Source organism: Geopseudomonas sagittaria (genome assembly GCF_900115715.1).
GTDB classification, from domain to species: domain Bacteria; phylum Pseudomonadota; class Gammaproteobacteria; order Pseudomonadales; family Pseudomonadaceae; genus Geopseudomonas; species Geopseudomonas sagittaria.
This window is the reverse complement of record NZ_FOXM01000008.1, coordinates 86,295-110,129: the sequence shown is the minus strand read 5'-3', so window position 1 is coordinate 110,129 and position 23,835 is coordinate 86,295. Positions and strand designations below refer to the sequence as shown.

The following is a 23,835-nucleotide window of genomic DNA, read 5'->3' as shown; positions in this document are numbered from 1 at the left end:
GAGGCGGCAGTTTAGCAGGCTGGCCCGACGTGGGCAGGGGCGGGCCGACGGTCCGCGCTGCTCCCTCTGCTGCCGGCGGCAGAGGGAGCAGCGCTGCATTCAGCGCACCACGTGGAGGAAGTGCATGTGCTGCTCGTACTGGTCGAGTATGTCGTCGATCACCTCGTCGCGCGACCAGCCCATCACGTCGTAGTCCTGGCCGCCCTCGAGCAGGTGCACCTCGGCGCGGAAGTACTTGCGCTCCTCGTCGCCCGCGAGCATGACGAAGCTCGGCTGCACGTAGGCGCGCGGGTGCACCTCGTAGACGAAGTCCACTTCCGCGCCGTGGCGGACCTCGAGGCGCACGCGGTGGTCGTCGCCGCTCTGCACCTCGGCGGTCAGGCCCTGCTTGCGCAGTTCCTCGGTCACCGCCAGGCAGGCCGGCTGCACCACCTCGTCGAGGAAACGGTTGACGTGGGCGCGGCGCGGGAACATCACCATGTTGCGCAGGCGGCGCTGCCAGCCGCCGGGGCTGCGCGCCTGACGCGTATGCCCGGAGGTCTGGTGGCGCAGCACGCGCTTGGTGGCGTCCAGGTGCAGGGCCTTGAGCAGCCCCCACATCGAGGCCAGCAGGATCACCGAGAACGGCAGGGCGCTGGCGATGGTGGCGGTCTGCAGGGCGCTGAGACCGTCGGCCAGCAGCAGGGCGATGGCCACCACGCCGATCGAGCTGGCCCAGAAGATCCGCTGCCACAGCGGGGTGTGGTTGCTGCCACCGGAGGCGAGCATGTCGACCACCAGCGAGCCGGAGTCGGCCGAGGTGACGAAGAACACCACCACCATGAGCACCGCCAGCAGCGACAGCACGGAGGCGAAGGGGAACTGCTCGAGGAAGGCGAACAGCGCCAGCGAGCTGTCCTGGCCGACCGTGTCGGCCAGGCTGGTCAGGCCCTGCTGCATGATCATGTGGATGGCGCCGTTGCCGAACACAGTCATCCACAGCAGGGTGAAGCCGGCCGGGACGAACAGCACTCCGCAGACGAACTGGCGGATGGTGCGCCCGCGCGAGACGCGGGCGATGAACATGCCGACGAACGGCGACCAGGACATCCACCAGCCCCAGTACAGCAGGGTCCAGCCGCCCAGCCAGTCGGTCGGCTCGTAGGCGTACAGGTTGAAGGTCTTGCTGACGATCTCCGACAGGTAGCTGCCGGTGTTCTGCACGAAGGTCTGCAGCAGGTACACCGTGGGGCCGAGCACCAGCACCAGCAGGAGGAGGATGGCGGCGAGCGCCAGGTTCAGCTCGGACAGGCGGCGGATGCCCTTGTCCAGGCCGGTGACCACCGACAGGGTGGCCAGCGCGGTGACGCCGACGATCAGGGCGATCTGCACGGCGGTGCCGACCGGCAGGCCGAACAGGTGGTGGAGGCCGCTGTTGATCTGCAGCACGCCGTAGCCCAGCGAGGTGGCCACGCCGAACACCGTGCCGAGGATGGCGAAGATGTCCACCGCATGACCGACGGGGCCGTGGATGCGCTCGCCGATCAGCGGGTAGAGCGCCGAGCGCAGGGTCAGCGGCAGGCCGTGGCGGTAGCAGAAGAAGGCGAGGATCAGCGCGACTATGGCGTAGATCGCCCAGGCGTGCAGACCCCAGTGGAAGAAGGTCAGCTTCATCGCCTCGCGGGCGGCCAGCACGCTGTGCGGCTCGCCCACCGGCGGGGCGACGAAGTGCATCACCGGCTCGGCGACGCCGAAGAACATCAGGCCGATGCCCATGCCGGCGGAGAACAGCATGGCGAACCAGGTGGCGTTGCTGTAGTCGGGCTGGCTATGGTCGGGGCCGAGCTTGATGTCGCCGTAGCGGCTGACGGCGAGGAACACCGTGGTGATCAGGATCAGGGCGACGGCGAGGATGTAGAACCAGCTGGCGTTGGTGATGATCCAGCCCTGCACGAGGCTGAACAGGCTCTGGGCGCTGCCCGGGAAGGCCACGGCGAACACCACCAGGGCGAGGATCAGCAGGACCGAGGTGAAGAATACCGGCGGGTTGAGGGTCGCCGTAGGGCGTGGGGATGTTTCCATTGAGCAAGCTCTCCGTATGCGCGGATGGCCGCCAAGGGCGGATAGCAGACAGACTGGACCGGCCGCCAGGCATGCGCAAACGCGCGCAGCAACCCGCCGGCAGGAGGTTGAGGCCGGCTATTCTAACAAGTCGATAGTTTTTTTTGGGCTTTAGTCATTCATTGATAGCTTGGCTGCATCGAGAGGCGGGCGCTCAGCCGGGCTCGCCGGCCGCGCGATACTGCAGCGCTTCGGCCAGCTGGGCGCGCTGGATATCGGCGTGGCCGGCGAGATCGGCCAGGGTGCGCGCCACCTTGAGCACCCGGTGCAGGGCGCGCAGCGACAGGCGCAGGCGCTCGCCGGCGCTCTCCAGCCACAGGCGGTCGGCCTCGCCGAGCGGGCAGTGGGCGCGCAGGCCGGGTAGGTCGAGGTGGGCGTTGGCGCAGCCCTGGCGCGTCTGCTGCACGGCGTGCGCGGCGGCCACCTGCTGCGCCAGCGCGGCGCTGTCCGGCCCCTCGCTGGCGGCGTGCAGGCGGGTCGGCTCGCGGCGCACGTGCAGGTGCAGGTCGATGCGATCGAGCAGCGGCCCGGACAGCCGGGCGCGGTAGCGCTGCACCTGCTCGGGAGTGCAGCGGCAGCGCTGCTCGGCATCGCCGAGGTAGCCGCACGGGCAGGGGTTCATCGCCGCCACCAGCTGGAAGCGCGCCGGGAAGCGCAGCTTGTCCTGGGCGCGGGCGATGACGATCTCGCCGCTCTCCAGCGGTTCGCGCAGTACCTCCAGGACCTTGCGATCGAACTCCGGCAGCTCGTCGAGGAACAGCACGCCGTGGTGGGCCAGGCTGATCTCGCCGGGACGCGGCCGGCTGCCGCCGCCGACCAGCGCCGGACCGGAGGCGCTGTGGTGCGGCTGGCGGAACGGCCGCGCTGGCCAGCCGAGCAGGGGCGCGGAGCCGGCGACCGACTGGATGGCGGCCACCTCCAGCGCCTCGCCCTCGGACAGCGGCGGCAACAGGCCGGGCAGGCGGCTGGCCAGCAGGGTCTTGCCGGTGCCCGGCGCGCCGCTGAGGAGCAGATTGTGGCGGCCGGCGGCGGCCACCAGCAGGGCGCGCTTGGCGGCCAGCTGACCCTGCACCTCGGCGATGTCGCCCGGGCTGGCGACCGGCAGCGGCTGGTCGCGGGGCTGCCAGGGCGCGAGCGGGGTGTGGCCGGCCAGATGGGCGGCGACTTCCAGCAGGTGTTCGGCGGCGTACACGGTCAGCCCCGAGACCAGGCAGGCCTCCTCGGCATTGGCCCGCGGCACCAGCAGCGCGCGTCCGGCGGCGCGGGCGGCCAGCGCCGCCGGCAGCACGCCGCGCACCGGGCGCAGGGCACCGGAGAGAGCCAGTTCGCCGAGGCATTCGAGCGGTTCGAGGGCGCTGGCGGGCAGCTGTCCGCTGGCGGCGAGCAGACCGAGGGCGATCGCCAGGTCGAAGCGGCCGCCGTCCTTGGGCAGGTCGGCGGGGGCCAGGTTGAGGGTGATGCGCCGGCTGGGGAACTCGAAGCCGCAGCTCTGGATCGCGCTGCGCACGCGGTCCTTGCTTTCGCGCACGGCGGTTTCCGGCAGGCCGACCAGGGTCAGCGAGGGCAGGCCGTTGGCCAGGTGTGCCTCGACGCTGACGGCCGGGGCATCGATGCCGAGCTGGGCGCGGCTGTGGACGATGGCGAGGGACATGATCGCTCCTTGATCAAGTGTCCCGCGGAAGGCGCTGCCCCTTATTCGTGCGGCGCTTCCAGGCGGGCTTCCAGTTCCGCGACCCGCGCCTCGAGGGCTTCCAGGCGGGCACGGGTGCGGGCGAGGACCGCCATCTGCGCGTCGAACTCGTCGCGGCCGACCAGGTCCAGCTTGCCGAAGGCGCCCTGCAGCAGGGCCTTGAACTGGCTTTCCAGTTCGCCGCGCGGCAGTGGCGAATCGCTGCCGAACAGGCGGCTGGCTTGGCTGGCGAGAAGGTCGAGAACGGCTTTGGGCGGCAGCATGGCGGCATTCCATCAACAGAAGGCGTGAGTCTAACAGATTGGCTTGGCGGACCTGCGACGCAGGTCCTGCACGCGCTGCCGACCGCCGTGCCCATTGCTGGTGCACGCATGGTGCGTCGTGGTAGCTGGCGGCGCGCTTTTTGCGCAACTAGACTGGGGTTGCGCACTGTAATGGTGCGGAGTTGCCGGGTATTTTGCCGGTAAAACCGACGATCTCGCGCAAATCACTGAAAAACAAGTGTTTGTGAAAAGCTGGCAAGGTTTCTGCAAGAGCTGTGCAGCCGGTGCCGAATGCCACTGTGGTGGGTCGGGCGAAGCGGGGAGGGCTTAGCCACCAGCTGCCGGTCAACGTTGAATCCAGCCTGCGTAGTGTCTGTCGCCTGTTACAAACGTGGGACTCTGCGCTTAGACTTGTTACGGGTTCGTTGTTCCTGGGGCAAGTCCACCATTACGGGAGAAACATTCATGAAGCTAGTCACTGCCATCATCAAGCCGTTCAAGCTCGACGACGTGCGCGAGTCGCTGTCGGAAATCGGCGTGCAGGGTATCACCGTCACCGAGGTCAAGGGCTTCGGCCGCCAGAAGGGCCACACCGAACTGTATCGCGGTGCCGAATACGTGGTCGACTTCCTGCCCAAGGTGAAGATCGAAGTGGCGATCGCCGACGACCAGCTGGATGCAGTCATCGACGCCATCACCAAGGCCGCCAACACCGGCAAGATCGGTGACGGCAAGATCTTCGTGGTCAATCTGGAGCAGGCGATCCGCATCCGCACCGGCGAGACCGGCACCGACGCGGTCTGACCCCCGGCCGCTAGAACCGCTACTCCACCGAACCCCACGCCCCAGGAGTAACACATGACTCTGCGCAAAATCGCAGGGCTAGGAGCCCTATTGTCTCTCGTCAGCCCGGGCCTGGCCCTGGCTGCCGAAGAAGCGACCCTGAACAGCGGCGATACCGCCTGGATGCTGACGGCGACGGCGCTGGTCCTGTTCATGACCATCCCCGGCCTGGCGCTGTTCTACGGCGGCATGGTCCGCTCCAAGAACATTCTCTCGGTGATGATGCAGTGCTTCGCCATCACCGGTCTGATCAGCGTGCTGTGGGTCCTCTACGGCTACAGCCTGGCCTTCGACACCACCGGCATGGAGCAGGGGGTCGTCAACTTCAACTCCTTCATCGGCGGTCTGTCCAAGGCGTTCCTCAGCGGCCTGACTCCCGACAGCCTGATCGGCGCCTTCCCGGAAAGCGTGTTCATCACCTTCCAGATGACCTTCGCCATCATCACTCCGGCGCTGATCGTCGGTGCCTTCGCCGAGCGCATGAAGTTCTCCGCGATGCTGATCTTCATGGCCGTGTGGTTCACCCTGGTCTACGCACCGATCGCGCACATGGTCTGGGCCGGCGACGGCGGCCTGATGTGGGACTGGGGCGTGCTGGACTTCGCCGGCGGCACCGTGGTGCACATCAACGCCGGTATCGCCGGCCTGGTGGCGTGCATCGTGCTGGGCAAGCGCAAGGGCTACCCGACCACCCACATGGCGCCGCACAACCTCGGCTACACCCTGATCGGCGCGGCCATGCTGTGGGTCGGCTGGTTCGGCTTCAACGCCGGCTCGGCGATCGCCGCCAACGGCACCGCCGGCATGGCCATGCTGGTCACCCAGATCGCCACCGCCGCCGCGGCGCTGGCCTGGATGCTCGCCGAGTGGCTCACCCACGGCAAACCCAGCGCCCTGGGCATCGCCTCCGGGGTGGTCGCCGGCCTGGTCGCCATCACCCCGGCCGCCGGCACCGCCGGTCCGATGGGCGCCCTGGTGATCGGTCTGGCCTCCGGTGCGATCTGCTTCTTCTGCGCCACCAGCCTCAAGCGCAAGCTCGGCTATGACGACTCGCTGGACGCCTTCGGCGTGCACGGTGTCGGCGGCATCGTCGGCGCGATCCTCACCGGCGCCTTCGCGGCCCCGGCGCTGGGCGGCTTCGGCAGCGTGGAAGACATCGGCGCCCAGCTGTTCACCCAGTTCAAGGGCGTGGCGTTCACCGTGGTCTACACCGCCATCGTCACCTTCGTGATCCTCAAGGTGCTCGATGTGGTGATGGGCCTGCGCGTCAGCGAGGAAACCGAGAGCGTCGGCCTCGACCTCGCCGAGCACAACGAACGCGGTTACAACCTCTGAGGCAATGTGGCGGGCACCCAAGGTCGGGTGCCCGCACACCGGCGCGCCAGCGCCCCCTGCACAAGGCATTTCTCATGGATACCAATGCTCTGATTCCCCTGCAATACGCCCTGGACACCTTCTACCTGGTGATCTGCGGTGCCCTGGTGATGTGGATGGCGGCCGGCTTCGCCATGCTCGAGTCCGGTCTGGTGCGCGCCAAGAACACCACCGAGATCCTCACCAAGAACGTCGCCCTGTACGCCGTGGCCTGCGTGATGTACCTGCTGATCGGCTATCACATCATGTACTCCAGCCCCGAGGGCGGCTTCCTGCCGAGCCTGGGCTTCCTGATCGGCGACGAGCATGCCGTGGACCTGGTGGCCGCGGGCGGCGAGGATGCGCCGGCCTTCTCCAAGCGCGCCGACTTCTTCTTCCAGGTGGTGTTCGTCGCCACCGCCATGTCGATCGTCTCCGGCGCGGTGGCCGAGCGCATGAAGCTGCTGGCCTTCCTCGCCTTCGCGGTGGTGATGACCGGCTTCATCTACCCGGTTCAGGGCTACTGGAAATGGGGCTCGGGCTTCCTCAACCAGGCGGGCTTCCTCGACTTCGCCGGCTCCGGCGTGGTGCACCTGTGCGGCGCCGCCGCGGCCCTGGCCGGTGTCCTGCTGCTCGGTGCGCGGCGCGGCAAGTACGGCCCGAACGGCCAGGTCAACGCCATTCCCGGCGCCAACCTGCCGCTGGCGACCCTGGGCGCGCTGATCCTGTGGTTTGGCTGGTTCGGCTTCAACGGCGGCTCGCAGCTGGCGATCAGCAGCATCGAGAACGCCAACGCGGTGGCGGCGGCCTTCCTCAACACCAACATGGCGGCGGCCGGCGGCCTGCTGGCGGCGCTGATCGTGGCGCGCATCCTGTTCGGCAAGTTCGACCTGACCATGGCCCTCAACGGCGCCCTGGCCGGTTTGGTGGCGATCACTGCCGAGCCGGTGACCCCGTCGGCGCTGTCTGCCGTGCTGATCGGTGCCGTGGGTGGCGTGCTGGCGGTGGGCGGCGTGCTGCTGCTCGACAAGCTGAAGATCGACGATCCGGTGGGCGCCATCTCGGTGCACGGCCTGTCCGGCATCTGGGGTCTGCTGGCGGTGCCGCTGACCAACGACGGCGGCAGCTTCGCCGCCCAGCTGCTCGGCATCGTCTGCATCTTCGGCTGGGTGTTCTCCGCCAGCCTGATCGTCTGGGCGATCCTCAAGGCGGTGATGGGCGTGCGCGTGGATGCCGAGGACGAGTACACCGGCGTGGACATCGCCGAGTGCGGCATGGAAGCCTACCCGGAGTTCACCCGCAAGAGCTGACCGGCCGGCTTTTCATGACCAATGCACAAGGGCACCTTCGGGTGCCCTTTGCTTTTTCTGGCGGCGCGCTAGAATGCGCGCGAATGGGTCGCACAGCCGTGGCCGTCATGCCCGAGGGCAGGGGGCGAGCGGCGGCGAACCCGACGAATGCACACCGGCAGCGCGCGCAAGTGACGCTGCTGGGCTATAAACAATCTGCCTTTGCAGAGCAGCATGGGGTTCATCATGAGCGACGAAGAACTGGAACAGGACGAGCTGGAAGGTGCCGACGAGGCCGACGAGGAGCTGGGCGCTGCGCCGGATGACGATGGCGACAGCGACGACGAAGTGGTTGCCCCGGTAGCCAAGAAGAGCAAGAAGGAAGCCGAGCCCGAGGAACTGCCGACCATCGAGGCCAAGCAGAAAGAGCGCGACGCCTTGGCGCGGGCGATGGAAGAGTTCCTCGCCCGCGGCGGCAAGGTACAGGAAGTCGAATCCAACGTGGTTGCCGATCCGCCCAAGAAGCCGGACAGCAAGTACGGCAGCCGCCCCATCTGATCGATCCCGATCACTGGCTGGCGCAAGGGCGACCCCGGAGTTGATCCGGGGTCGCCTTTTTTGTGCCCGCCGAGCGTCAGTTCAGGCGCAGCGGATAGCTGAGCAGCAAGAAGTGCAGCAGGTTGACCGCGGCGTGCAGCAGCACGGCCGCGCTCAGGCGCCCGGACAGCTGCAGGACCCCGCCGTAGCCGAGCCCGGCCAGCCCGGCGACCAGGGCGAAGGCCGGACTGAAGGGCGCGTGGGCCAGGCCGAACAGCGCGGCAGTCAGGCCGATGCCGCGCGCGGCGCCGAGGCGGGCGACCAGCGCGCCCTGCAGCAGGCCGCGAAACAGCAGCTCCTCGGCCAGTACCGTCACGCCCAGATTGAGGGCCAGCCAGACGGCCAGCTCGGCCGGCCACTTCGGCTGCCAGGCCACCACGCCGAGGGCCAGGGCCAGGGCCGGCACCGCCAGCAGGGTGGCCAGGCCACACAGCCACGCGCGCCCCGGCTGAACGCGTGGCCGGCGCGGCTGTTGCCACCACCAGGCCAGCAGGGTGGCGCCGACCAGCAGCTTGTCCCAGGACAGGCGCAGCGCATAGGGCGCGGCATCCGGACTGATCGGGCGGGGTGCGCCGAGCGGCAGCGGGCTGAAGCCGGGCAGGGCGTGGGCGGCCAGGGCCAGGCTGGCCAGCAGCGTGCCGCCCAGCCACAGGCCTTCGGGTAGCCGCGGCCGGGCGCAGAGCACCCAGGCGGCGAACAGCGCGCCCTGCAGCACTCCGGGCAGCTGGATGCCGCCGGCGAGCAGCCCGGCCAGCAGCACCAGCGCCGGCGCCAGCAGCGCCCAGGTCGGCTGCCCCGGACGGAGTCGGTAGTGATCGGCAGGCGCCGCGGATGCGGCGCCGTCGCGCCGCATCAGGCGGCCTGCCAGCGCGCCAGCAGCGCCGGCAGCTCGGCGAGGCTGGCGATCTGCGCATCCGGCACGTGTTCGCCGTCCCACACCTTGCCCTGCGGGTTGACCCAGATCGCCCGCATGCCGGCGGCCTGGGCGCCCTGGATGTCGTCGCGGGGATGGTCGCCGATATGCACGGCGGCCTGCGCCGGGACGCCGGCGTGCTGCAGGGCGGCGTGGAAGGCACGCGGATCGGGCTTGCTGACGCCGAGCTGTTCGGCGCTGAAGGCGAAGCGGAAATAGCCGGCGATGCCGATGCACTCGACGTCGGCGTTGCCGTTGGTCAGCACGCCCAGGCTGAACTGTTCGGCCAGCTGCGCGAGGGTCGGTCGCACCTCGGGAAACAGGCTGACCTGCTGGCGCGCGGCGAGGAAGTGGCGGAAGGCCGCTTCCGCCAGCCGCGCCGCTTCGTCCTCGGCGTAGCCGGCCTGCCGCAGGCTGTGGCGCAGCACGCGGCGGCGCAGCTCACTGATGCGCCCCTTGAGGCCCGGCTCCTGCTCCAGCAGCCACTGGCGGTTGTGCTGCAGGTGCGCGCTGGCCGTCTCGCCCAGGCGTGGGGCGTGTTCGGCCAGCCAGGCCAGCAGGCCGGCCTCGGCGGCCTGCAGCACCGGGGCGACGTCCCACAGGGTGTCGTCGAGGTCGAAGGTGATCAGGTGCAGGCTCACGGGCGTTCTCCGCTTCGGGTGGCGAGACCGAGTGCTTCGGTCGATCTGCTCATCATACCGCCGTCGCTCCGCGCTGGAATCAGTCCTGACCGTCATCCTCGTCGTCGCCGGGCGCCGCGTCGCGCACCGGCGCGGCCTCGCTGCGCCGGTGCGCGCGCGGGTGGGCCTGGTCGTAGATCCGCGCCAGGTGCTGGAAGTCCAGGTGGGTGTAGATCTGCGTGGTGCCGATGTCGGCGTGGCCGAGCAGCTCCTGCACCGCGCGCAGGTCCTGGGAGGACTCCAGCAGGTGGCTGGCGAAGCTGTGGCGCAGCATGTGCGGGTGCAGGTGCTGGCCCAGGGCGCGCACCCCGGCCTGGCGCACGCGCAGCTGGACGGCCCGCGGGCTGAGGCGCTGGCCGCGCTGGCCGATGAACAGCGCCTGGTCGACGGCGGCGCCCTGGCGGATCTCCAGCCAGGCCTGCAGGGCCTCGCGCGCCTTGCGCCCGACCGGCAGGGTGCGCACCTTGTTGCCCTTGCCGTGGACCCGCACCAGACCGGAGGCGAGGTCCAGCTGCGCCAGGTCCAGCCCGGTCAGCTCGGACAGGCGCAGGCCGGAGGAGTAGAACAGCTCGAGCATGGCCTGGTCGCGGCGGGCGAGAAAGTCGTCGGCCGGCGCAGCGTCGCCCGACGTATCGACGCCCGGCGCACCGTCGAGCAGCTGCTGGGCGCGGTCGGTGTCCAGCAGCTTGGGCAGACGCTGCTCGCCCTTGGGCGGGCGCAGGCCGGCGCTGGGATCGTGGCGGCAGTGGTTCTCACGGATCAGGTAGCGGTACAGCCCGCGCACCGCGGAGAGGAAGCGCGCCAGGCTGGGCGCGGCCAGGCCCTGCTGGTGCAGGCTGGCCAGCATGTGGCGCAGCTGGCGGGTTTCCAGCTGTGGCCAGCGCTCGAGGCCGGCCTCGGCCATCAGCCCCAGCAGCTTGTCGAGGTCGCGGCGGTAGCCGGCCACGCTGTGCGGCGACAGCTGGCGCTCGCTGCGCAGGTGTTCGAGGTAGGCGTCCAGTTCGGTGTGCATGGCGGACTCCTGGTGGTGGCGGCTGGGGTGCCGCGTGCGGCCAGTCTGTGGGAGGCGCGACCTCGCGGCGATGCGGGCCGCAGGCCCGCCAGAAGCAGCTTCGTCCCGAGGACGGGCCTCCGACAACAGCGGCCGCCTGTCAGCGTACCGCGCGCAGCGGCGGCACCAGGCGCGGCAGCAGGCGGGCGACGATCTCCGCCACGTGGCCGAGGAACACCGTGCCCAGCGAGCTCTTGTAGTGCTGCGGATCGGGGCTGCCGAGGGCCAGCACGCCGTGCAGGCCCTGATGGCTGAGCACCGCCACCGCCGCCGAGCCGATGCTGGCGATGTTTGCGGCGGGGAACAGGAAGGCCAGCTCCTCGGCGCGCAGCACGCCGCATACCGTCTTGTTGCCGGCGAGCAGGGCGCCGACCGCCTGCTGGGCCTCGCTCTGGCTGACCCAGTGGCCCACCGCTGGCGGATTGTCGCTGAATAGCAGCAGGCTGACGAAGGGCACCTGGAAGTCGTGGCGCAGGCTGTCTTCCACCGCGGCGACCAGTTCCTCGAGGCTGTCGGCGTCGAGCAGGGCGATGATCAGCCGGCGGGTGCGCTCGAACAGCCGGTCGTTGTCCCGGGCGATGTCCATCAGCTGGGTCAGCCGCGCGCGCAGCTCGTGGTTGCGCTCGCGCAGCAGGCGCAGCTGGCGCTCGACCAGCGACACCGCGTGGCCGGCCTCGTGGGGGATCAGCAGGGTCTCCAGCAGCTCGTCGCGGCCGACGAAGAACTGCGGGTGCGCCGCCAGCCAGGCGGCGACCTGTTCGGCGTCCAGCTCCGGCAGCTCGCTCACAGGCGCACCTGGCCTTCGAACACGCGCAGCGCCGGGCCGGTCATCAGCACCGGCGCGCCGGGGCCGGCCCACTCGATGCTCAGCGTGCCGCCGGGCAGGCTGATCTGCACCGGCGACTGCAGCCAGCCCTGGCGGATGCCGGCCACCGCGGCGGCGCAGGCGCCGGTGCCGCAGGCCTGGGTCTCGCCGCAGCCGCGCTCCCACACGCGCAGGCGCGCATGGTGGGCGTCGACCACCTGCAGGAAGCCGATGTTGGCCTTCTGCGGGAAGCGCGGGTGGACTTCCAGCTGCGCGCCCAGTTCATGCACCGGCGCGGTGTCGACGTTGTCGACGCGCAGCACGCCGTGCGGGTTGCCCATCGAGATGGCGGCCAGCGCGACGGTCTGCCCGCCGACCTCGACCTCGTAGGCAAGCGCGGCTTCCGGGGCGACGAAGGGAATCTCCGCCGGTTCCAGGCGCGGCGCGCCCATGTCCACGGTGATCTGGCCGTCGCTGCGCACGTTCAGCTCGATCACGCTGTTCTTGGTCTCGACGCGGATGCGCTTCTTGGCGGTCAGGCGCTTGTCGATGACGAAGCGGGCGAAGCAGCGCGCGCCGTTGCCGCACTGCTCCACCTCGGAGCCGTCGGCATTGAAGATGCGGTAGCGGAAGTCCACGTCCGGGCGGCTCGGCGGCTCGACGATCAGCAGCTGGTCGAAGCCGACGCCGGTGTGGCGGTCGCCCCACTGGCGCACGTGCTTGGGCTGGATGTGGGCGTGCTGGGTGACCAGGTCGAGGACCATGAAGTCGTTGCCCAGCCCGTGCATCTTGGTGAAACGCAGCAGCATGCCTGCCTCCGGATCAGTTGGGCAGCAGGCTTTCGCCGGCGTACAGCTCTTCGATGCTCTCGCGGCGGCGCACCAGGTGCACCTGCTCGCCATCCACCAGCACCTCGGCGGCGCGGCCGCGGGTGTTGTAGTTGGAGCTCATCACGAAGCCGTAGGCGCCGGCCGAACGCACCGCCAGCAGGTCACCCTCGGCCAGGGCCAGCTCGCGGTTCTTGGCGAGGAAGTCGCCGGTCTCGCAGATCGGCCCGACCAGATCGTAGACGCGCACCTCGCCGGCATGCGGCTGCACGGCGCTGACGTCCATCCACGCCTGGTACAGCGCCGGGCGGATCAGGTCGTTCATCGCCGCGTCGATCACCGCGAAGTCCTTGTGCTCGGTGTGCTTGAGGTACTCGACGCGGGTCAGCAGCACGCCGGCGTTGGCGACGATCGAGCGGCCCGGTTCGAACACCAGGGCCAGCTCGCGGCCGGCCAGGCGCTTGCGTACCGCCTTGATGTAGTCGCCGGCCAGCGGCGGCTCCTCGTCGCGGTACTGCACGCCCAGACCGCCGCCCAGATCCAGGTGCTTGATGGCGATGCCGCGCGCGGCCAGGCGATCGACCAGCGCCAGCAGGCGCTCGAGGGCGTCGAGGAACGGTTCGAGCTGGGTCAGCTGCGAGCCGATGTGGCAGTCGACGCCGACCACCTCGAGGTTGGCCAGCTCGGCGGCGCGGACGTAGACCGCCTCGGCGGCGTCGATGGCGATGCCGAACTTGTTCTCCTTGAGGCCGGTGGAGATGTACGGATGGGTCTGCGCATCGACGTCGGGGTTCACGCGCAGCGACACCGGCGCCTTGACGCCGAGTTCCGCGGCCACCTGCTGCAGGCGTTCCAGCTCGACGTCGGACTCGACGTTGAAGCAGTGCACGCCGACCTGCAGCGCGCGGCGCATGTCGTCGCGGCTCTTGCCGACGCCGGAGAAGACGATCTTGCCCGGTTCGCCGCCGGCGGCCAGCACGCGCTCCAGCTCGCCGCGCGAGACGATGTCGAAGCCGGCGCCGAGGCGGGCGAGCACGTTGAGCACGCCGAGGTTGGAGTTGGCCTTGACCGCGAAGCACACCAGGTGCGGCATGCCGGTCAGCGCGTCGGCGTAGGCGCGGTACTGCGCCTCGATGTGGGCGCGCGAATAGACGTAGGTGGGGGTGCCGAAGCGCTCGGCAATCGCGGACAGCGCCGCGCCTTCCGCGAACAGCTCGCCGTCGCGGTAGTTGAAAGGTTGCATGCAGGCCTCCTGAAGGAGCTCGGGCGCCCGCGACTGGGCGAGGCGCGCCGGACTCTTAGAATTCGAAACGGTCTTTGCTGCTACCGGCTTTTTCATCGCCCGGGAGATACAGCGGACCCTTCTGGCCGCAGCCGGTGAGGCCGGCGCTGAGCACGATCAGCGCAAGGAACGGAAGCAGCAGGCGCTTCATGGCGGAAATCCTTGTAAAAGCATCGATTGCGCCGGAGTATACCGACCCCCCGAGGGCTTGCCTATGCGCCAGGACGCACGGCGGACGCGGCCTGCGCGGTGCGCCCGGCACGCGGGGCGATGCCATTTCCTGTTCGAGCGGAGAAGAGTCCATGAGTCTTACTGAAGCCCGGTTCCACGCCCTGGTGGATGCCCTGCAACTGGCGGTCGAGGATGCCTTCGACGCCAGCGGCCTGGATGTTGATCTGGAGAACAGCGGCGGCGTGCTGACCGTGCGTTTCGACAACGGCAGCCAGCTGATCTTCAGTCGCCAGGAACCGCTGCGCCAGCTGTGGCTGGCGGCGCGCTCCGGCGGCTTCCACTTCGACTACGACGAGGCGGCCGGCACCTGGATCTGCGACGGCAACGGCGAGGCCCTCGGTGCGATGCTGTCCCGCCTGAGCGGCGAGCAGGGCGGCGCCGCGGTGGATTTCGCCGGGCTCTGAGCGCGCCCCGCTGGCGCCGCCGGTCAGCGGCGCTCGGGTTGCTTATTTGTCGCGCTGTGGTAGGGTCAGGTCAGACCCCGCCTGCGCCGGTTGTATAAAGACACCGCGTCGGGCGATGCGCCGTTGAAGCCGCGCCCCGCACCTGTCCCGCCCGGGAGAAGGTGCGGGGCGCGGTTTTGCTTTGCCTCGCCGACGTCCGCGATGTTTTCACACAGCCGGTGCGGGAGGGGTTTTCCTTTTTCGCGAGCCATCCACCAGGAGCCCTGCCGACATCATGAGCCTGTCGCCGCCGATTACCATTACCCGCCTCGACCTGCAGCGTCTGGAGAAGATGCTGGACAGCCTGGAGGCGTTCAGTCCCACCGCCGAGGCGCTGGAGCGCGAGCTGGGCCGCGCCGAGGTGGTCGGTCTCGACGAGGTGCCGCCGGGGGTGGTGACGATGAACTCCACCGCCCATTGCCGCGAGGAAGCCAGCGGCAAGGAGTACCACCTGACCCTGGTCTACCCGCAGGATTCCGGGCGCGAGGGCAGCGTTTCGGTGCTGGCGCCGGTGGGCTGCGCCCTGCTCGGTTTGTCGGTGGGGCAGACCATCGACTGGGCGGTGCCGGGTGGCAAGACCCTGCAGCTGAGCCTGCTCGGCGTCGACTACCAGCCGGAAGCCGCCGGCGAGGTGCGCTGAGCCCTCGTCAGCCTGGCGAATGCAAACAGCCCGCGACCGGGTGACCGGTCGCGGGCTGTTTGCGTTGTGCGGCGCTGTTTGCGGCGGCGGTCAGGCCGGCTGGAGGATGGTCAGCAGGCCGCGGACCTGCTCGGCCGCGTCCAGGCCGAGGCTGGTCAGGTAGCCGCCGTCGACTTCGGTGATCAGGCCCTTGGCGTGCAGGCGCTCGCCGGCGGCGATCTTCTGCGGGGCGGCGTCGTGGTGGATCTTGAGGCCCTCCTGGGTGTTGTCCGGGTTGAACAGGGCGAGCAGTTCCACTTCGGCGATCAGCTCGGGGGTCAGGTTCATGGTGCCTCCAGTGCAGGGCAGGGCGACCGACAGGGTCGCGCTCAAGGGATGGTGCCGGTTGTCTTATTCGTCTTCTTCGTCGTCCGCATCGCCCAGCGCTTCCGGCAGCTCGGGCAGGGCGCGCAGCATCTGCTCGTAGCCGGCGCCGTCGAACGGACGGTTTTCCGCCAGCATGTTCTCGATCTCGTGGGCGAGGATCAGCGCCATCAGGCGCACGGCGTCCTCGCGGGCGTAGCCGACCAGGGTCAGCTTGTTGAGGGTCGCCTGCGCCGCGACCGGCTCGCCGGCGGCGATCTGGTTCTCGATGGCTTCGATCAGCTTGTTTTCGGCGAAGACCGCATCGTCTTCGGCGGAGTTGTGACTCATGGCAGGGGTCTCGTCAAGCGCCGGAGGATTTTCTTCGTCCAGCTGGCAGAGGGTGCAGCTGCCGTCATCCGGGCGGCTGGTTTCCACGTAGCGCAGGCGCCGGCTGGCCGATTGGCGGTCGGCGCTGACGCGAAAGCGCGGGCGGTCGGCGGTAGACATGGCGGGCTCCGGAGCAGCTGATGGCTCCTTCATAACCCGCCGATGGTGAGGGCGGCAAGCGCTCGTTGGTCGCGCTCGGCCGTCGCGCGGGTTTCCCCCTCACCCCGGCCCTCTCCCCGAGGGGAGAGGGGGCAAGTGCGAATGCCGGCGCTACCTGCTCAGCGGCTGGCCAGCAGGGCCTGGCCGCGGGCCACGGCGGCGCGCACCTGGTTGGGCGCGGTGCCGCCGATATGGTCGCGGGCGTTGACCGAGCCTTCCAGGGTCAGCACGGCGAACACGTCGTCGCCGATCTGGTCGCTGAACTGGCGCAGCTCGTCCAGCGACATCTCGGCCAGGTCCTTGCCGGTCGCCACGCCGTACTTCACCGCGTGGCCGACGATCTCGTGGCAGTCGCGGAACGGCAGGCCCTTGCGCACCAGGTAGTCGGCGAGATCCGTGGCGGTGGAGAAGCCGCGGCGGGCCGCCTCGCGCATCACCTCGACGCGCGGCTTGAGCGCCGGGATCATGTCGGCGAAGGCGCGCAGGGAGTCGCGCAGGGTGTCGGCGGCGTCGAACAGTGGCTCCTTGTCCTCCTGGTTGTCCTTGTTGTAGGCCAGCGGCTGGCCCTTCATCAGGGTCAGCAGGCCCATCAGCGCGCCGAACACGCGGCCGCTCTTGCCGCGCACCAGCTCGGGCACGTCCGGGTTCTTCTTCTGCGGCATGATCGACGAGCCGGTGCAGAAGCGGTCGGGCAGCTCGATGAAGTTGAACTGCGCGGAAGTCCACAGCACCAGCTCTTCGGAGAAGCGCGACAGGTGCATCATCGCCAGCGAGGCGGCGGCGCAGAATTCGATGGCGAAGTCGCGATCCGACACGCCGTCCAGCGAGTTGCCGCCGATGGCCTCGAAGCCGAGCAGCTGGCAGGTGATCTCGCGCTGGATCGGGTAGGTGGTGCCGGCCAGCGCGGCGGAGCCGAGCGGCATGCGGTTGACCCGCTTGCGGCAGTCGACCAGGCGCTCGTAGTCGCGCGAGAGCATCTCGAACCAGGCCAGCAGGTGGTGGCCGAAGCTCACCGGCTGGGCGGTCTGCAGGTGGGTGAAGCCGGGCATGATCACCTCGGCGTGCTGCTCGGCCTGGGCCAGCAGGCCTTCTTGCAGACGGGTGATCTCGGCGAGGATCACGTCGATCTCGTCGCGCAGCCACAGGCGGATGTCGGTGGCCACCTGGTCGTTGCGCGAGCGGCCGGTGTGCAGCTTCTTGCCGGTGATGCCGATGCGGTCGGTCAGGCGCGCCTCGATGTTCATGTGCACGTCTTCCAGATCGACGCGCCAGTCGAACTGGCCGGCCTCGATCTCGACCTGGATCTGCTGCAGACCGGCGATGATCGCGTCGCGCTCGGCGGCGGTCAGCACGCCGGCCTGCTCCAGCATGGTGGCGTGGGCGATCGAGCCCATGATGTCGTGGCGATACAGGCGCTTGTCGAAGTCGACGGAAGCGGTGAAGCGGGCGACGAAGGCATCGACCGGTTCGCTGAACCGGCCGCCCCAGGACTGGTTGGTTTTTTCGCTGCTCATCAGGTGTCTCGTGCTGTGTTCATGCAAAGGACGGAGGCCCCGCGGGGCGTGTGCCCGGCATGATACCAGCTCGCCCGGCAAAACCCGGTGTCGGCGATACGCGGCGCTGGCGGCCTTTCGGTGATCCAGGTCACCGCCTGCTGCGCTGCGGGCTTGCCGGACGAACGGTCGCGGCGGACACTGGCCGGATGCGCAAATCCTGGTTTGCCGGCACCCGACCGCCGGCCTCGTCCGACGACTTCTTCCTGCCCGAACTGTGCGCGCCCGAGGCGCTGCTCAGCCTGGTGCTGCTCGCCGAGCTGCTGGTGCTGGTGCTGGTGCTGGCCGAGCCGCTGCAGCCATCCTTCGACTGGGTGCGCTTGGCGCTGACCTCGCTGTTCGTGCAGTGGCTGGTGCTGCTCTCGGCGGCGGCGCTGTGCCGGCTGCGCCCCTGGCTGATGGGCCTGCCGCAGGCGCTGGCCGGCATCCTCTGCGGCGCGCTGGTGGTGGCGCTGACCCTGGCCTGCACCTGGGCGGCCGGCTGGTTCGGGCTGTCCGTGCCGCGCCCCCAGGAGGGCCAGCTCAACCTGTACCTGCGCCACGGCCTGATCGCGCTGATCATGTCCGGGCTGGTGCTGCGCTACTTCTACCTGCAGAGCCAGTGGCGGCGCCAGCAGCAGGCCGAGCTGCGCGCGCGCCTGGAGGCGCTGCAGGCGCGCATCCGTCCGCACTTCCTGTTCAACAGCCTGAACAGCATCGCCAGCCTGATCGCCAGCGATCCGGACAAGGCCGAGCTGGCGGTGCTCGACCTCTCCGACCTGTTCCGCGCCAGCCTGGCCAGGCCGGGCAGCCTGGTGGCCTGGCGCGAAGAGCTGGCCCTGGCGCGGCGCTACCTGTCGATCGAGCAGTACCGCCTGGGCGACCGGCTGCAGTTGGACTGGCGCATCGACGGCGTGCCGGACGACCTGCCGATCCCGCAGCTGACCCTGCAGCCGCTGCTGGAGAACGCCATCATCCACGGCATCCAGCCGCGCATCGACGGCGGCCGGGTCGAGGTGCGGGCCAGCTACCACGCTGGCCTGTTCGAACTGTGCGTCAGCAATCCGCTGGCGGCGGAGGAGGCGGCCGAGTCGGGCGGCACCCGCTTGGCGCTGGGCAATATCCAGGCACGCCTTGCGGCACTTTTCGGGCCAGAGGCCGGTCTGAACATCGAGCGCCGTGACGGACGGCACTTCACCTGTCTACGCTATGCTTGTGCAAGACCTACGCAGGAAGCCAGAGCATCATGAATGTCCTGATCGTCGACGATGAACCCCTGGCGCGCGAGCGCCTGGCCCGGATGGTCGGGCAACTGGATGGCTATCGCGTGCTCGAGCCGCTGGCCAGCAACGGCGAAGAGGCGCTGACGCTGATCGACAGCCTCAGGCCGGACATCGTGCTGCTGGATATCCGCATGCCCGGTCTGGACGGGCTGCAGGTGGCGGCGCGGCTGTGCGAGCGCGAAGCCCCGCCGGCGGTGATCTTCTGCACCGCCCACGACGAATTCGCCCTCGAGGCCTTCCAGGTCAGCGCGGTCGGCTACCTGGTCAAGCCGGTGCGTCCCGAGGCGCTGGAGGAGGCGCTGAAGAAGGCCGAGCGGCCCAACCGCATGCAGCTGGCGGCGCTGACCCGTCCGGCCGAGGAGCATGGCGCACCGCGCAGCCACATCGGCGCGCGCACCCGCAAGGGCATCGACCTGATCCCGCTGGAACAGGTGATCTACTTCATCGCCGATCACAAGTACGTGACCCTGCGCCACGAGCACGGCGAGGTGCTGCTCGACGAGCCGCTGAAGGCGCTGGAGGACGAGTTCGGCGAGCGCTTCGTGCGCATCCACCGCAACGCGCTGGTCGCCCGCTCGCGCATCGAGCGCCTGCAGCGCACGCCGATGGGGCACTTTCAGCTGTACCTGCGCGGCCTCGGCGACGAGGCGCTGACCGTCAGCCGTCGCCATGTGGCCGGGGTGCGCAAGCTGATGAACCAGCTCTGAGGGCTGAGCTGCCGGGGCGTCCTGCCTGTCGCGGGGTGCTTGGGCGCGCGGGGCGCAAGCGGCACGTGATGAGGCGTGCTTTTCCATCCCCCCGGCCAATCCAGCCTCGGCCCCGAGCCTGTTATCATCGCGGCAGTCCATCTGCTTCTGGAATTGCCCATGTCCCGCGAAATCCGCATTGCCACCCGCAAGAGTGCCCTCGCCCTGTGGCAGGCCGAACACGTCAAGGCCCGCCTGGAACAGGCCCATCCGGGACTGACCGTCAGCCTGGTGCCGATGGTCAGTCGCGGCGACAAACTGCTCGATGCGCCGCTGGCGAAGATCGGTGGCAAGGGTCTGTTCGTCAAGGAGCTGGAAACCGCCCTGCTGGAGAATGAAGCCGACATCGCCGTGCACTCGATGAAGGACGTGCCGATGGACTTCCCGGAGGGCCTGGGCTTGTACTGCATCTGCGAGCGCGAAGACCCGCGCGACGCCTTCGTCTCCAATACCTTCGCCAGTCTCGATGCGCTGCCCGCCGGCAGCGTGGTCGGCACCTCCAGCCTGCGCCGCCAGGCCCAGCTGCTGGCGCGCCGCCCCGACCTGAAGATCCAGTTCCTGCGCGGCAACGTCAACACCCGCCTGGCCAAGCTGGACGCCGGCGAGTACGACGCCATCATCCTCGCCGCCGCCGGGCTGATCCGCCTCGGCTTCGAGGCGCGCATCCGCGCCTTCATCAGTGCCGAGGACAGCCTGCCGGCCGGCGGCCAGGGCGCGGTGGGCATCGAGTGCCGCACGGCGGATGCCGAGGTGCACGCCCTGCTGGCGCCGCTGCACCACGCCGACACCAGCGACCGGGTGAGCGCCGAGCGCGCGCTGAACAAGCGTCTCAATGGCGGCTGCCAGGTGCCGATCGCCTGCTACGCGCTGCTCGAGGGCGATGAGCTGTGGCTGCGCGGCCTGGTCGGCCAGCCCGACGGCGGCCTGCTGCTGCGTGCCGAAGCCCGCGCGCCGCGCGCTCAGGCCGAGGCCCTCGGCGTGCAGGTGGCCGAGGCGCTGCTGGCCCAGGGCGCCGCGCGTATCCTCGCCGAGGTCTATGGCGAGGCCGCTGCGCAGTGACCGGCTGGCGCCTGCTGCTGACCCGCCCGGCCGAGGACTGCGCCGCGCTGGCGCAGACGCTGGCGGCGCAGGGCGTCTTCGGCCACTGCCTGCCGCTGCTGGAGATCGAGGCGCTGGCGGAAACGCCGGAGCAGCGCACGCTGTTCCTCGACCTCGATCGCTACTGCGCGGTGGTGGTGGTCAGCAAGCCGGCCGCGCGCCTCGGCCTCGCGTTGCTCGACCGCTACTGGCCGCTGCCGCCGGCGCGCCAGCGCTGGTTCGCCGTCGGCGCCGCCACCGGCGCGCTGCTCGAGGGCTACGGCCTGGAGGCCAGCTGGCCGGACAGCGGCGACGACAGCGAGGCGCTGCTGGCGCTGCCCGCCTTGCAGCAGGCCATCGACGTGCCCAACCCGCGGCTGCTGATCCTGCGCGGCGAGGGTGGGCGCGACTGGCTGGGCGAACGCTTGCGCGAGCGCGGCGTCGCCGTGGACTATCTTTCCCTGTACCGGCGGCGCCTGCCGGAATACCCCGCCGGCAGCCTGCTGCAGGCGGTGCGCGAGCACGCGCTGAATGGCCTGGTGGTCAGCAGCGGCGAGGGCCTGAGCCATCTGCGCCAGCTGGCCGGCGACGACTGGCCGGCTCTGGCGCGGCTGCCGCTGTTCGTGCCCAGCCCGCGGGTGGCGGCGCTGGCGCGCGAGGCCGGCGCCCTGGATGTACGAGACTGCCGCGGGGCCAGCGCTGCGGCCCTGCTGGCGCAACTGGCGGCCGAAACCGGCGCCATGGAACGCTGAGAGCGGCCGGCAGCGCTGCCGGCCGTGTAAACCGATCAAAAGGATGCCGACGTGACCGACCCCGCCCCGCAAACCGAACAAGCCTCCGCCGCGACCGCGCCGAGCGCCACCCCCGTGGCGCCGCGGCAGGTGGCGTCGCGCAATGGCCGCGCGCTGCCGCTGCTGGCCCTGCTGCTGGGCGCCGGCGGTCTGCTGGTGGCCGGCTGGAGCCTGTGGCAGGTGCGCAGCCTGCAGACCGCCGCCGAACAGCAGCAGACCCGTCTGGAGGAGGCGCGTACCCAGACCCTGGGGCTGGCCGAACGTGACCTGGTGATGAGCCATCAGCTGTCCCGTCTGCCGTCACCGGACGAACTGGAGGAGCGCCGCCGCTTGCTGGCCGAGCTGCAGGCCGGCCAGCAGCAGCTGAGCGAGCGGGTCGACAACGTGCTCGGCGCCAGCCGCCAGGAATGGCGTCTGGCCGAGGCCGAGCACCTGCTGCGCCTGGCCAGCCTGCGCCTGTCGGCGCTGCAGGATGTCGGCAGCGCGCGCTTCCTGGTCAGCGCGGCCGACCAGATCCTCCGCGATCACGACGATCCCGCTGCCTTCGCCGTCCGCGAGCGGCTGGTGGGCAGCCTGGAGGCCCTGCAGGCCCTGCCGGTGATCGACCGCACCGGGCTGTTCCTGCAGCTCGGCGCGCTCGGTGAGCAGGCGGCGCGCCTGAATACCCGCCAGCCGCAGTTCCAGGCGCAGCAAGGCAGCGGCGTGCCCGCCGCGGCGCAGGTCGCCGAGGGCGATGGCGCCAGCGTGTGGGCCGACTGGTGGCAGCGCCTGAGCGGTTTCGTGCGCCTCGAGTTCACCGCTAGCGACGAGGTCAAGCCGCTGCTCGCCGGACAGACCCTCGAGCAGTTGCGCCTGACCCTGCGCCTGGCCCTCGAACAGGCCCAGTGGGCCGCGCTGCATGCCCAGCCGCAGGTCTACCAGGGCGCCCTGGAGCAGGGACGTGCAGTGCTGCAGCGCTACTTCGGTCTGGATACCCCGGAAAACCAGGCGCTCTACCAGCGGCTAGGCCAGCTGGCCGGCCAGCCGGTGGCCCAGGAGCTGCCCGACCTGACCCCGGCGCTGAGTGCCCTGCAGGCCTACCTCGCGCAGCGCGCCCGTGCCGAGCTGGAAGCGGCCGCTCCGGCGGGCGAACCGGGCGCGCTCAAGGCGGCACCGGCCGCCGCGCCGGCGGAGACGGCGCCCGCCGAGGGTGAACCTGAATCCGAATCCGAATCCGCGCCGGCGCCCGGCGAAGCGGCGCAGGAGGGCGGAGCATGAACCGGACCTTCCTGCTGTTCCTGCTGGCCATCCTCGTCGCCGCCCTGCTCGGTCTGGCAGTGGCCGAGCATGCCGGCTACGTGCTGATCGCCTGGAAGGGCTTTCGCTACGAGTCCAGCCTGTGGGTGTTTCTCGCCCTCGGTGCCGCGCTGTGGGCGCTGCTCTATGGCATGCGCCTGCTGCTCGGCCTGATGGGCGCCTCGGGACGGCTGGTCAATCCCTGGTCGGGGCGCAACCGCTCGCGGCGGGTGCAGCTGGCCGCCCAGCGCGGGTTGCTCGAGCTCGCCGCCGGACGCTGGGCGCATGCCCTGCGCCTGCTGCGTCGGGCTGCCGAGCACAGTCCGCAGCCGCTGGTGGCCTACCTGGCGGCCGCCCGCGCGGCCAGCGAGCTGGGCGAGCATGCCACCGCCGACCAGCTGCTCGAACAGGCCCGCCTGCGCGAGCCGAAGGCTGCGGTGGCGGTCGCGCTGGCCCAGGCCCAGCTGCTGATGGCGCGCGGCGAGGACGAGCGAGCGGTGGCCACGCTGCAGCCGGTGCGTGACAAGCACCCGCGCCACCCCCTCGCTCTGCGCCTGCTGCAGCAGTTGCACCTGCGCCTCGGCAACTGGGCGGCGCTGGGCGAGCTGCTGCCCGACCTGCGCCGCCAGCAGCTGCTCAAGGACGGCGAGTTGGACGCCCTGGAGCTGCAGGCGCGCAGCGCGCTGCTGGCTCGGGCGGCGCAGAGCGACGAGCGGCCGCTGGCGGCGCTGCAGCAAGCCTGGCAGCAGCTGCCGCAGGCGGCGCGGCAGACGCCGGCGCTGGTGGCCTGCTACGCCGAGCAGCTGCTGCGACTGGGCGCCGGCAGCGAGGCCGAGGAAGTGCTGCGTGGCGCGCTCAAGAGCCAGTTCGACGCGCGTCTGGCCCATCTCTACGGCCTGGCCGAGGGGCGCGAGCCGGCCCGCCAGCTGGCCAGCGCGGAGGCCTGGCTGAAGGCGCATCCCGAGCATCCCGGCCTGCTGCTCTGCCTCGGTCGTCTGGCCCTGCGCAACCAGCTGTGGGGCAAGGCGCGCGACTACTTCGAGCACAGCCTGCGCCTGGAGCGCAGCGCCGAAACCTATGGCGAGCTGGCGCGGCTGCTGACCCGTCTCGGCGAGGTGGAGCGCAGCAACCGTCTGCTCCAGGAAGGCTTCGGCCTGCTCGCCCGCGAGCTGCCGGCCCTGCCGCAGCCGGGGCGCTGAACGGGCTGAAGGTGACGGACGGCACGTTTCGCGC

The 23,835-nt window shown here is 70.2% G+C and carries 25 protein-coding genes; 12 read left to right on the top strand and 13 right to left on the bottom strand.

All coding sequences use genetic code 11. The features are described 5' to 3' along the window. Positions 1-99: 99 nt before the first annotated feature. The 3 genes from betT to BM297_RS11590 form a co-directional block, all read right to left on the bottom strand. The gene (betT, locus tag BM297_RS11600) at positions 100-2,061 is read right to left on the bottom strand and encodes a choline BCCT transporter BetT (protein WP_092431630.1); all 1,962 of its coding nucleotides are present in this window, start codon (positions 2,059-2,061) and stop codon (positions 100-102) included. Between the two features lie 193 nt (positions 2,062-2,254). Then, complete coding sequence (locus BM297_RS11595) at positions 2,255-3,751, bottom strand: YifB family Mg chelatase-like AAA ATPase (protein ID WP_092431628.1); 1,497 nt, start codon at positions 3,749-3,751, stop codon at positions 2,255-2,257. A gap of 41 nt (positions 3,752-3,792) precedes the next feature. Continuing rightward, complete coding sequence (locus tag BM297_RS11590; RefSeq protein WP_092431627.1) at positions 3,793-4,053, bottom strand: accessory factor UbiK family protein; 261 nt, start codon at positions 4,051-4,053, stop codon at positions 3,793-3,795. 465 nt (positions 4,054-4,518) lie between these two features. On the opposite strand from BM297_RS11590, the gene glnK reads away from it, so the two are divergent. The 4 genes from glnK to sutA all read left to right on the top strand — a co-directional run bounded on the left by glnK (position 4,519) and on the right by sutA (position 8,096). Continuing rightward, a complete protein-coding gene (gene glnK / locus BM297_RS11585) occupies positions 4,519-4,857 on the top strand; it encodes a P-II family nitrogen regulator (RefSeq protein ID WP_090312626.1) in 339 nt (112 codons plus the stop codon). A 54-nt stretch (positions 4,858-4,911) separates the two neighbouring features. Continuing rightward, entirely contained in the window at positions 4,912-6,231 is a 1,320-nt protein-coding gene (locus tag BM297_RS11580; protein WP_092431625.1) for an ammonium transporter, read from the top strand. A 74-nt stretch (positions 6,232-6,305) separates the two neighbouring features. Beyond that, positions 6,306-7,559 (top strand): ammonium transporter, encoded by a 1,254-nt coding sequence (locus tag BM297_RS11575; RefSeq protein WP_092431623.1) that lies wholly within the window; start codon positions 6,306-6,308, stop codon positions 7,557-7,559. A 225-nt stretch (positions 7,560-7,784) separates the two neighbouring features. Continuing rightward, positions 7,785-8,096, top strand: coding sequence for a transcriptional regulator SutA (sutA, locus tag BM297_RS11570; RefSeq protein ID WP_092431813.1), 312 nt, complete (start codon positions 7,785-7,787; stop codon positions 8,094-8,096). A gap of 76 nt (positions 8,097-8,172) precedes the next feature. Here the strand turns inward: sutA and BM297_RS11565 are convergent, their stop codons facing one another. The 7 genes from BM297_RS11565 to lptM form a co-directional block, all read right to left on the bottom strand. Beyond that, positions 8,173-8,988 (bottom strand): CPBP family intramembrane glutamic endopeptidase, encoded by an 816-nt coding sequence (locus BM297_RS11565; RefSeq protein ID WP_092431621.1) that lies wholly within the window; start codon positions 8,986-8,988, stop codon positions 8,173-8,175. Further along, positions 8,988-9,689, bottom strand: coding sequence for an HAD family hydrolase (locus tag BM297_RS11560; protein ID WP_092431619.1), 702 nt, complete (start codon positions 9,687-9,689; stop codon positions 8,988-8,990). Before BM297_RS11560 ends, BM297_RS11565 begins: the two co-directional genes overlap by 1 nt. Positions 9,690-9,768: 79 nt before the next feature. Continuing rightward, positions 9,769-10,740, bottom strand: coding sequence for a tyrosine recombinase XerC (gene xerC / locus BM297_RS11555; protein WP_092431617.1), 972 nt, complete (start codon positions 10,738-10,740; stop codon positions 9,769-9,771). Positions 10,741-10,879: 139 nt separating this feature from the next. After that, complete coding sequence (locus BM297_RS11550) at positions 10,880-11,566, bottom strand: DUF484 family protein (protein ID WP_092431616.1); 687 nt, start codon at positions 11,564-11,566, stop codon at positions 10,880-10,882. Next, positions 11,563-12,393, bottom strand: coding sequence for a diaminopimelate epimerase (gene dapF / locus BM297_RS11545; RefSeq protein WP_092431614.1), 831 nt, complete (start codon positions 12,391-12,393; stop codon positions 11,563-11,565). The genes BM297_RS11550 and dapF overlap by 4 nt, the downstream gene beginning before the upstream one ends. A gap of 13 nt (positions 12,394-12,406) precedes the next feature. Next, entirely contained in the window at positions 12,407-13,654 is a 1,248-nt protein-coding gene (gene lysA / locus BM297_RS11540) for a diaminopimelate decarboxylase (protein ID WP_092431612.1), read from the bottom strand. 55 nt (positions 13,655-13,709) lie between these two features. Beyond that, entirely contained in the window at positions 13,710-13,844 is a 135-nt protein-coding gene (gene lptM / locus BM297_RS11535) for an LPS translocon maturation chaperone LptM (RefSeq protein ID WP_090312635.1), read from the bottom strand. Positions 13,845-13,995: 151 nt separating this feature from the next. Between lptM and cyaY the strand changes: the two genes are divergently transcribed. Beyond that, a complete protein-coding gene (cyaY, locus tag BM297_RS11530; RefSeq protein WP_092431610.1) occupies positions 13,996-14,328 on the top strand; it encodes an iron donor protein CyaY in 333 nt (110 codons plus the stop codon). Positions 14,329-14,602: 274 nt separating this feature from the next. After that, positions 14,603-15,007, top strand: a complete 405-nt coding sequence (gene rnk / locus BM297_RS11525; protein ID WP_092431608.1) for a nucleoside diphosphate kinase regulator — start codon at positions 14,603-14,605, stop codon at positions 15,005-15,007. 90 nt (positions 15,008-15,097) lie between these two features. On the opposite strand, the gene BM297_RS11520 is transcribed toward rnk, so the two are convergent. The 3 genes from BM297_RS11520 to argH form a co-directional block, all read right to left on the bottom strand. Beyond that, positions 15,098-15,334, bottom strand: a complete 237-nt coding sequence (locus tag BM297_RS11520; RefSeq protein ID WP_090312640.1) for a TIGR02647 family protein — start codon at positions 15,332-15,334, stop codon at positions 15,098-15,100. A gap of 63 nt (positions 15,335-15,397) precedes the next feature. Further along, the gene (locus tag BM297_RS11515; protein WP_175526640.1) at positions 15,398-15,859 is read right to left on the bottom strand and encodes a hypothetical protein; all 462 of its coding nucleotides are present in this window, start codon (positions 15,857-15,859) and stop codon (positions 15,398-15,400) included. Positions 15,860-16,017: 158 nt separating this feature from the next. Further along, entirely contained in the window at positions 16,018-17,412 is a 1,395-nt protein-coding gene (gene argH / locus BM297_RS11510; protein WP_092431606.1) for an argininosuccinate lyase, read from the bottom strand. 188 nt (positions 17,413-17,600) lie between these two features. Here argH and BM297_RS11505 point away from each other — a divergent pair, with 188 nt between their 5' ends. The 6 genes from BM297_RS11505 (at position 17,601) to BM297_RS11480 (ending at position 23,801) form a co-directional block, all read left to right on the top strand. Beyond that, positions 17,601-18,680 carry a sensor histidine kinase gene (locus tag BM297_RS11505; protein WP_092431604.1) on the top strand — a complete coding sequence of 360 codons (1,080 nt, stop codon included), beginning with the start codon at positions 17,601-17,603 and terminating at the stop codon, positions 18,678-18,680. Beyond that, positions 18,677-19,420, top strand: a complete 744-nt coding sequence (locus BM297_RS11500; RefSeq protein WP_092431602.1) for a LytR/AlgR family response regulator transcription factor — start codon at positions 18,677-18,679, stop codon at positions 19,418-19,420. Before BM297_RS11505 ends, BM297_RS11500 begins: the two co-directional genes overlap by 4 nt. 159 nt (positions 19,421-19,579) lie before the next feature. After that, on the top strand, positions 19,580-20,518 hold the full coding sequence (hemC, locus tag BM297_RS11495) for a hydroxymethylbilane synthase (RefSeq protein WP_092431599.1): 939 nt from the start codon (positions 19,580-19,582) through the stop codon (positions 20,516-20,518). Then, entirely contained in the window at positions 20,515-21,288 is a 774-nt protein-coding gene (locus tag BM297_RS11490; protein WP_092431596.1) for a uroporphyrinogen-III synthase, read from the top strand. Before hemC ends, BM297_RS11490 begins: the two co-directional genes overlap by 4 nt. A gap of 51 nt (positions 21,289-21,339) precedes the next feature. After that, positions 21,340-22,584 (top strand): uroporphyrinogen-III C-methyltransferase, encoded by a 1,245-nt coding sequence (locus BM297_RS11485; RefSeq protein ID WP_092431594.1) that lies wholly within the window; start codon positions 21,340-21,342, stop codon positions 22,582-22,584. Then, positions 22,581-23,801 carry a heme biosynthesis HemY N-terminal domain-containing protein gene (locus BM297_RS11480; protein ID WP_092431592.1) on the top strand — a complete coding sequence of 407 codons (1,221 nt, stop codon included), beginning with the start codon at positions 22,581-22,583 and terminating at the stop codon, positions 23,799-23,801. Before BM297_RS11485 ends, BM297_RS11480 begins: the two co-directional genes overlap by 4 nt. Positions 23,802-23,835 lie beyond the last annotated feature (34 nt).